3 protein-coding genes are annotated in these 1,395 nt (G+C 68.0%); all 3 read right to left on the minus strand.

The features are described from left to right. Positions 1-155, minus strand: a 155-nt coding sequence (locus ACWDO5_RS35285; RefSeq protein WP_450534619.1) for an adenosylhomocysteinase, incomplete at its 3' end; no start/stop codon positions are given. Further along, positions 133-1,044: a methylenetetrahydrofolate reductase [NAD(P)H] gene (gene metF / locus ACWDO5_RS35290; RefSeq protein ID WP_450534615.1), complete on the minus strand. Its 912-nt coding sequence runs from the start codon at positions 1,042-1,044 to the stop codon at positions 133-135. The genes metF and ACWDO5_RS35285, both read right to left, overlap by 23 nt. After that, positions 1,041-1,395: vitamin B12 dependent-methionine synthase activation domain-containing protein (locus ACWDO5_RS35295; RefSeq protein ID WP_450534616.1), on the minus strand; the 355-nt coding region annotated here is incomplete at its 5' end. The genes ACWDO5_RS35295 and metF, both read right to left, overlap by 4 nt.

Consider the following 1,395-nt stretch of genomic DNA (forward strand, 5'->3'; position numbering starts at 1 on the left):
ATGCGCGCGCCGGCGAGCGGCTGCACGGCGGCGTACTCCTTACGGATCGACATCAGACCGGGCATCTCATGCTCGGCCAGAGTGATCTCCTTGCGACCGAAGGCGGCGAGGGAAAGGTCGGCCACCTTGAAGTCAGTGGCGGGCTGAGAGGGCATGGGTACTCCTCGTCTTGTGGACGCCCCGGTGTATCTCCACCGTCGCAGGCGATCGGTTCAGGGTGATGTAGTGCAGTCCCGGAGCGCCTTCGTCGAGCAGTCGCTCCGCCATCGCGATCGCATGGTCGACACCGATCCGATGAGCTTCATCAGGCTTGTCCCGAGCAGCGTGCAGCCGCCTGGCCAGGTCGTCCGGGAAGGCCGCGTTGCTGAGTTCGGCGAAGCGGCTGATCTGCCGGTAGTCGGTGGCCGGCATGATCTCGGGAATGATCGGGGTGTCGCACCCCACCGCCGCGGCCAGATCGCGCAGCCGCAGGTAGTACTCGACGTCGAAGAACATCTGGGTGATCGCGTAGTCGGCGCCCGCGCGGCACTTGGCCGCGAAGTGCCTGATGTCGCTGTCCCAGTCCGAAGAGCGGGGGTGCCGCTCGGGGAAGGCGGCGACGCCGACGCTGAAGTCCCCCAACTCCCTTACAAGTTCGACCAGTTCGATCGCGTACGTAAGCCCGTGCGGGTGGGCCACCCAGGCGCCCTTCGGGTCGCCGGGCGGGTCGCCGCGCAGGGCGAGGACGTCCCGGATGCCGGCGTCCGCGTACTGGCCGATGATGTGCCGCAGTTCGGCAACCGAGTGCCCGACCGCCGTCAGATGGGCGACCGGGCGCAGGGTGGTCTGTGCGGCGATCTTCTTCGTCACGGCGACCGTCCGGTCCCGGGAGGATCCCCCCGCGCCGTACGTCACCGAGACGAAGGCCGGCGACAGCGCCTCGATACGGCGGACGGCGTCCCAGAGGCGCTCTTCGCCGGCATCGGTCTTGGGCGGGAAGAACTCGAAGGAGTACGAACGCTCCCCCGCCGCCAGAACGTCCCGTAGATCACGGACGGCTGTCATGGGCGGCCGCCTCCCGCGTTGAAGTACTTCGCTTCGGGGTGGTGGATGACGATGGCGTCGGTGGACTGCTCGGGGTGGAGCTGGAACTCCTCGGAGAGCTGGACACCGATCCGCTCCGGCTGCAGCAGCTCGGCGATCTTCGCCCGGTCCTCCAGATCCGGGCACGCTCCGTAACCGAGCGAGAAGCGCGCGCCACGGTACTTGAGCGCGAACATGTCTTCCACGTCGGCCGGGTCCTCGCCCGCGAAGCCGAGCTCGGTACGCACCCGGGCGTGCCAGTACTCGGCGAGCGCCTCGGCCAACTGCACCGACAGGCCATGCAGTTCGAGATAGTCGCGGTACGAGTCCGAC

It is taken from the genome of Streptomyces sp. NPDC000880 (genome assembly GCF_053599675.1).

Excerpts from the sequence above, each read along its gene's own strand:
- metF (WP_450534615.1), bottom strand. The coding sequence starts at position 1,044 with ATGACAGCCGTCCGTGATCTACGGGACGTTCTGGCGGCGGGGGAGCGT.